The 6,389-nt window shown below is 44.7% G+C and carries 8 protein-coding genes; all 8 read left to right on the forward strand.

Going from position 1 to position 6,389, the window contains the following annotated elements:
• Positions 1–137 precede the first annotated feature (137 nt).
• Genes rnmV through tilS form a run of 8 tightly spaced genes read left to right on the forward strand, consistent with a single transcriptional unit; the run spans position 138 to position 6,297 of the window.
• A complete protein-coding gene (gene rnmV, locus Q0J48_RS06240) occupies positions 138–662 on the forward strand; it encodes a ribonuclease M5 (protein WP_296242581.1) in 525 nt (174 codons plus the stop codon).
• Positions 662–1,567, forward strand: a complete 906-nt coding sequence (gene rsmA, locus Q0J48_RS06245; RefSeq protein ID WP_296242595.1) for a 16S rRNA (adenine(1518)-N(6)/adenine(1519)-N(6))-dimethyltransferase RsmA — start codon at positions 662–664, stop codon at positions 1,565–1,567. Before rnmV ends, rsmA begins: the two co-directional genes overlap by 1 nt.
• Positions 1,506–2,336: a 4-(cytidine 5'-diphospho)-2-C-methyl-D-erythritol kinase gene (gene ispE / locus Q0J48_RS06250; protein WP_296242584.1), complete on the forward strand. Its 831-nt coding sequence runs from the start codon at positions 1,506–1,508 to the stop codon at positions 2,334–2,336. Before rsmA ends, ispE begins: the two co-directional genes overlap by 62 nt.
• Positions 2,337–2,346: 10 nt before the next feature.
• The gene (locus Q0J48_RS06255; protein ID WP_183374715.1) at positions 2,347–2,556 is read left to right on the forward strand and encodes a DUF1146 domain-containing protein; all 210 of its coding nucleotides are present in this window, start codon (positions 2,347–2,349) and stop codon (positions 2,554–2,556) included.
• A 2-nt stretch (positions 2,557–2,558) separates the two neighbouring features.
• Entirely contained in the window at positions 2,559–3,485 is a 927-nt protein-coding gene (locus Q0J48_RS06260; protein WP_296242587.1) for a rod shape-determining protein, read from the forward strand.
• Positions 3,482–4,543: an MraY family glycosyltransferase gene (locus tag Q0J48_RS06265; RefSeq protein WP_296242589.1), complete on the forward strand. Its 1,062-nt coding sequence runs from the start codon at positions 3,482–3,484 to the stop codon at positions 4,541–4,543. Before Q0J48_RS06260 ends, Q0J48_RS06265 begins: the two co-directional genes overlap by 4 nt.
• A 2-nt stretch (positions 4,544–4,545) precedes the next feature.
• Positions 4,546–5,118 carry a hypothetical protein gene (locus Q0J48_RS06270; protein ID WP_296242591.1) on the forward strand — a complete coding sequence of 191 codons (573 nt, stop codon included), beginning with the start codon at positions 4,546–4,548 and terminating at the stop codon, positions 5,116–5,118.
• A gap of 12 nt (positions 5,119–5,130) precedes the next feature.
• Positions 5,131–6,297, forward strand: a complete 1,167-nt coding sequence (gene tilS / locus Q0J48_RS06275) for a tRNA lysidine(34) synthetase TilS (protein ID WP_296242593.1) — start codon at positions 5,131–5,133, stop codon at positions 6,295–6,297.
• Positions 6,298–6,389: the final 92 nt, after the last annotated feature.

Here is a 6,389-nt window from a genome sequence, read left to right on the forward strand (position 1 = left end):
TTGCGTTATGGGGTAATCGTGCTATAATGTTTCCAATTAAGGGGGTAAACAAAAGAGAACCGGCCGTCACTGTTTTCAAAAACAGAAACCCCACTTTTTTGACGCTGCCTTCTCTTTTTTATTATACTTAATTTACCATGAAAGAAAAAATCAAAGAGATCCTTGTCGTAGAAGGAAAAAATGATACAAATACACTTCAATCGTATTTTGAATGCGATACCATCGAAACCGGCGGCGACCAAATCAGTCAGGAAACGCTCGAGCGGATCCAAGAAGCGCAGGCCAGACGCGGGGTGATCGTTTTTACCGATCCCGATACGCCGGGCGAACACATTCGCCGTTTGATCAAAGAGGCGGTGCCGGGATGTAAACACGCGTTTATTGAAAAAGAAAAAGCTAGGACGACTCGCAAAGTCGGTGTGGAACATGCCAGTAAGGAAGATCTTTGGGAAGCGTTGTCCCATTGTGTGACGTTTTCGAAAGAGAGCGGTTCCTTGAGCTGGGAAGATTTTGTGGATCTGGGATTGACCGGACGCAACGACAGCGCTTTGCGCCGGGATCGGGTCTGCCGGCAGTTTCATATTGGCAAATGCAATGCGAAGACGTGTTTCAAGCGCCTGAATCAAATGCAGATCACTCGAGAAGAATTGGAGAAAGGATAATTATGCAGCCTATCGCAACGATCAAGCGAACCAAAGAGATCCAGGATCAATACCAGATCTTCACAAAGAAAAATTATGGGCAAAATTTTATCATTGAACCTAAGATCGTCGAAAAGATTGCCGATCATGCGATCCAAGATCCCGATGAACTGGTTTTTGAAATTGGGCCGGGAATTGGAGCTTTGACAGAATTTCTCTGCCAAAAAGCCCAACGGGTGATCGCCTTGGAGATTGATCCGCGTCTGCCTTCTATTTTACAGGCAGAAGTCAAAGGAAATCTGACGGTGATCTTACAAGATGTTTTAGAAGTGGATATTGACCAGCTGATCCGCGAGCATCGAAAGCCGGGTCAAAAAGTCGTTTTTGCGAGCAATCTTCCTTATTATATTACGACCCCGATCTTGTTTCGGCTTTTTGAAGCGAAGGAGCCGATCGAAAGAATCACGGTCATGATGCAGAAGGAAGTTGGACAGCGCTTTTTGGCCAATTCGAAAGATAAAGAATACAATGCTCTCAGTGTGATCACACAATATCGCTGTGACGTGAAGAAGGTCATGGACGTTTCCCGGCACGTGTTTTGGCCGAAACCCAATGTCGATTCGATGGTGATATCATTTTCTTTTCATCATCGTTATGCTCTGGAACAGGAAGAAACTTTTTTTGAGATGGTCAAGGCTTGTTTCCAACAGCGCCGGAAGACGATCGCAAATAATTTAGGAAAATGGCTCCAAGATAAAACACAGGCAGAACAGATCTTGCGGACTGCCGGTATCGACCCAGAAAGTCGCGCTCAACAATTGGAGCTGGAAGACTTTATACGACTATTTGATGAGGTGAAATTCTATGAAGGTGCAAGCGCAGGCAAAAGTGAATCTGGCACTGGATGTCATCGGGAAACGAAATGACGGGTACCATGAATTAGATATGATCATGGCCCCGATTTCTTTATATAATGAGATTGAGATCAATATCCATCCGGCGGATCAGATCACCTGTGATGGCGGCGTGATCCCTGATCGTTCAACGATCCATAAAACGTTGGCCTTGTTGCGAAAGGAAATGGGGCTGCGCAATCATTATGCGATCCATGTGATCAAGCGAATCCCCGATCAGGCGGGCCTGGCTGGAAGCAGTGCCGATGCGGCAGCTGTGTTTCGGGCTGTTATGGCTATAGAAGGCCTGAATCTGGAATTAGAACAACAGCTGGAGCTGGCAAAACAAATTGGAGCGGATGTGCCATTTTGTTTGGTGAATCAGACGGCCCGGGTCCAGGGGATCGGAGAAAAGATCCGGGTTCTATCCCAGAAATGGAAACTGCCTTGTCTGATCGTGAAACCTTGTTATGGGATATCAACTCCGGAGGCGTTTGAACAATGGCATGCTCAAATGCCGGTGCATGTGGATGTCGATGCGGTTGAAAAGGCAATTCAGGATCAAGATTTTGGTTCTCTTTGCCAACGAATGGGCAACGCATTGGAGAAACCAGCCTTTCAGCTGCGCCCGGAATTAAAAGAATTAAAAGAAAAAATGGAAACTCTGGGTTTTGAGCGGGTTATGATGTCTGGCTCAGGATCCAGCCTTATGGGATTTTCCCAGGATTTGAAAATATTGAAGCATGCCAAAGAACTTTGTTCGAATAGGGGATGCTTTGTCGAGATCGTTACGATAGGATAGGAGGAAAGACATGGCCAATTCGATCATAGAAATCATTTTGTTTGTGGTTTGTTTTATCTTGAGCTTTTATGCTTTAAGTGCCGTCCGTTTTGAAGCGTTTTGTCGCGTGAAGCAGCCTTCAAAAGTGACTTTATTGATGTTTTTATGTGCTTTGGCCCTGGCTTATTTATGTACGCAGGCCATCTTGCAGCTGACGATCTATAATGGATTAGGGGTTTAAGTATGTTTGAGCGTTGGTTGGCTTTGGATGTCGGAGCTTATGAAGTACGCCTTCACGATTATGGGCATCAAAGCGATGCCAAGACACGAACGGTGATGGCGTTTCGCCATCATGAACCGATTGCCTATGGACAAGATGCCTTGGCCTATATCTATAAAGATCCTGGCGTACAGGTCCGCTATCCGATCCAGGAAGACGATGTGGATCGTTCCATCAGCTTTTTGATCTCTCATTGCCTAGAGGTTTTAAAAAGTTCACAGACCCTTCTAAAACCGTGCATCTGGATGGCGGTTCCTTCCGGATCTGATGAAGAAGCAAGAATGCGCTGGCAGCATATTTTACTAGATGCGGGGATCAAAAAGACAAAATTTATTTCCAATGAAGAACTTCTTCAAACAAAGGAAGCTTGTTTCTTGATCCATGCCGGACATTCATATACGGAAATGGGGATCTTCGTCAACGGGACCAAGCGAGCGTATAAAAAGATTTCATTCGCGGGTAGCCGGATGGATGATCAAATCAAACGAATTGTGGCGACAAAGACAAACTGTCTGATTTCCAATGAAGATGCTTCAGCGCTTAAGCACGCGGCCAGCGATGCGTTTTGGAAAAATAAAAATGTCCGTCTGGCTTGTATGGCTATGGATCGTTACCAGCGCCTGGGACAAATCGAAATCAGCGCCTCGGATCTGTGGCCAGCCTTGGAAATGATCGAACAACAGATCGTTCTTTGGGCCAAACAATGTTTCAAAGAACAGCCGTTTGAGATGAAACAGACACTTTTAAAGAAAGGGATTCTTCTTGATGGCGGACTGGCTCATTGTTTCGGCTTACGTCAATTGTTGGAACAAGCTTTCTCATGTCCGGTGATCACGCCTGAATTCCCGGAATATGAGATCATCAATACTATGAAGGAGTTACGCCCATGATTGATTTACAATGGATATGTCTGGCCTTTTTAGGAAGCCTTATCTTGACTCCCGTTATCAAAAAAATATCGGTCCTGGCGGCTGCCTATGCCAAAGAAAACAAGCGAACGGTTCATCATGGAAAGATCTCGCGCATCGGAGGGATCGCAATCTATTTAACTTTTATTATCGTCAGTTCTTTATTTTTGGAAGTGGACCGGACGATCAACGGTGTGATCTTGGGCGGAAGCATCATGTTCTTTGCGGGTCTGGTCGATGACTTGATCGATCTGAAACCTCGTATGAAGCTGCTTTTGGAATGCATAGCAGCGGGGGTGGCCATTTATTTTGGCGTCAGTGTGGATGTGATCCGTTTGCCGTTCGGGATCAGTATCGATATCGGTGTCTTTTCGGTCCTGTTTACTTTGATCTGGATCATAGGAATCACCAATGCGGTGAATTTGATCGATGGTCTGGATGGGTTGGCCGGCGGTCTTTGTGTGATCGTTTTGATGATCATCGGCAGTATGGGGATCATTGAACGTCGGTTTGATATTATGAATCTGGCTTTTGTGCTCGGCGCCAGCATTCTTGGTTTCCTAGTCTATAATGCGCATCCTGCCAGTATCTTTATGGGCGACTGCGGCTCCTTGTTTTTAGGGTTCATGGTCTCTACGATCTCAATCATGGGATTTAAATCCAGCACGATCATGACACTGGCTTTGCCGGTGTTGATCTTGATGGTTCCCATTATCGACACTTTGTCAGCCATTTTGCGGCGAACCTTAAAAGGCCAGCGTTTCATGGAGGCGGATAAAAGCCATCTTCATCATTTATTGATGCGACAGTTTGGACACCGGAACACAGTGATCATCATGTGCGGTCTGACGGCTTTGTTTGGATTGAGCGCTTTTGTCTATATGATCAATCGTAATATCGGATTCATTGTCATGCTTGTGATGTTGTTTGCGGTAGAGCTGTTCATTGAGAAATCAGGGATGATCTCCAATCACTATCATCCGCTGCTGAGTCTGGAAAGAGGCGTGCGCGCCAAGATCAAAAATCGAAAGATAAAATAAAGATGTGTCATGTTTTGGTCACATCTTTTTGTTTTAATGAGGGCATGCAACCGCAAGACTGGATCAAAAGAAAGAATCAGCGGACAGTGCTGCAAAGCCTGGTCCGTGAAGTGGAAAAACAAGAAAAGAAAATGGTGGAAACCATGGAAGAACGAGAAGTATTTGATTACATGATCTCAAAGCTTAACTTCTGCAAGCGCAGGCTGGCTTTTTCTTATAAAGAGGTCCAGGGATATTATGCACTTCGTAAAGGCGATATTTGTTATATTGATTTTGGGCAGGCGTACGTCATGGAGATTGGTTATCTGCATTTCGGACTGATCCTTGCCTTTTGTCATCAAAAGGCCTTTGTCGTCCCTATGACAGGAAAATGTCGAGAACATAAAGATTATATTTATCCCCTGGGTCAGATCCCGGGACTTTATAAAGAGTCCTATCTGTTTTTAAACGATGCCAAATGGATCAATACGGCTCGCATCATCGATGTCAAAGGCCATTTGGATCCGGATGGTGAATTATTTCAGACAATACAAAAAAGTGTAGTCAGATGCATTGGAGTAAGATGCCAGGAATGATAAAATAGACCCATGGATAAACCAAGGATTATCGGATGCTCTGGCGGTCCCGACAGCATGGCTTTATTAGATTGGATGGTCACTAAAGGCTGCTCAGTGGTTGTGGCTCACGTCAATTATCAAAAGCGGGAAAGCGCTTTTCGGGATGAAAACCTGGTCCGGACCTATTGTCAAAAAAAGAATATCCCTTGTTTTGTGAAGTATCCTCAGTACTCTGGGGGACAAAACTTCCAAGCCTGGGCCCGTCAGGTGCGCTATGATTTTTTCGTTGAGCTGGCACAGCGTTTTGAAGCCCAGGGCATCTATGTTGCCCATCAAAGAGAGGATCATCTGGAAACGTATCTTTTTCAAAAACAAAGAAAGATGCTTTGTGAACATTATGGTTTAAAAGCTGTATCGGCATATCGGGGGATCCCGGTGTATCGTCCTTTGTTGGACTGGTCGAAAAAAGACTGTGTGGATTATTGTCAAAGAAACAAGATCGAATTTGGGATCGATGAATCCAATCAAAGCGATCAATACGCCCGCAATCGGATTCGTCACCATCGCATCGATGGGATGAGTGAGAAACAAAAAGAAGAGCTGCTTCGAGAAATCGAGGCTGACAATCAAGAATGGAAAGAGAAGAAAAACAGCGCAAAGATTTTTTTGGAGAACTGGGATCAAACGATTTCCGCGATATCTCACTGGTATTGGCTGGAAGAATATCTTTATCAAAAGACCGGACAACGCCATGGGAAAAAAGAGTGCCTGAACCTTCTTGAACAGATCCAGACGGATTGTTTGATCGATCTCAAAGATTATGAGATGGAAAGCTTTCAGAGCAAGCTTTGGATCGTAAAAAAACAAGCGCCGGTCAAGGTTGTTCTTTCACAGATTGAATACGGATCTTATCCGGGCTTTACTTTGTCACCTGTCGGCAAGACCATAGAAGGAGTGTCTGTATCGCCTGCTGATTTTCCGCTGACGATTCGAACGGTTCGGCAGGGGGATCGGATCGCATTGCGCTACGGAACTAAAAAGCTCAGTCGTTTTTTTATTGACCGCAAGATCCCGAAAGTGATCCGTAAAAATTGGCTTGTGATGGAAAACGCTTCAGGCCGTATCATTTTTGTGCCCCAAATCGGCTGTGATGTCCAACATTTTAGTGCACAACCGAATTTATTTATGTTACAATGATTTTCGTATCTCAAGGAGGACTTTTGGATGATTAGTCAAGATATTCAAAAGGTTTTGATTGAAGAAACCCAGATCAATGAACGCTGTAAAGA

The sequence above is a fragment of the uncultured Faecalicoccus sp. genome (assembly GCF_944325745.1).
GTDB lineage: Bacteria > Bacillota_I > Bacilli_A > Erysipelotrichales > Erysipelotrichaceae > Faecalicoccus.

Bases quoted from the DNA above. Each gene is read 5' to 3' on its own strand.
- Q0J48_RS06255 (WP_183374715.1), top strand. From the start codon at position 2,347: ATGGCCAATTCGATCATAGAAATCATTTTGTTTGTGGTTTGTTTTATC.
- tilS (WP_296242593.1), top strand. From the start codon at position 5,131: ATGGATAAACCAAGGATTATCGGATGCTCTGGCGGTCCCGACAGCATG.
- rnmV (WP_296242581.1), top strand. From the start codon at position 138: ATGAAAGAAAAAATCAAAGAGATCCTTGTCGTAGAAGGAAAAAATGAT.
- Q0J48_RS06265 (WP_296242589.1), top strand. From the start codon at position 3,482: ATGATTGATTTACAATGGATATGTCTGGCCTTTTTAGGAAGCCTTATC.
- Q0J48_RS06270 (WP_296242591.1), top strand. From the start codon at position 4,546: ATGTGTCATGTTTTGGTCACATCTTTTTGTTTTAATGAGGGCATGCAA.
- ispE (WP_296242584.1), top strand. From the start codon at position 1,506: ATGAAGGTGCAAGCGCAGGCAAAAGTGAATCTGGCACTGGATGTCATC.
- Q0J48_RS06260 (WP_296242587.1), top strand. From the start codon at position 2,559: ATGTTTGAGCGTTGGTTGGCTTTGGATGTCGGAGCTTATGAAGTACGC.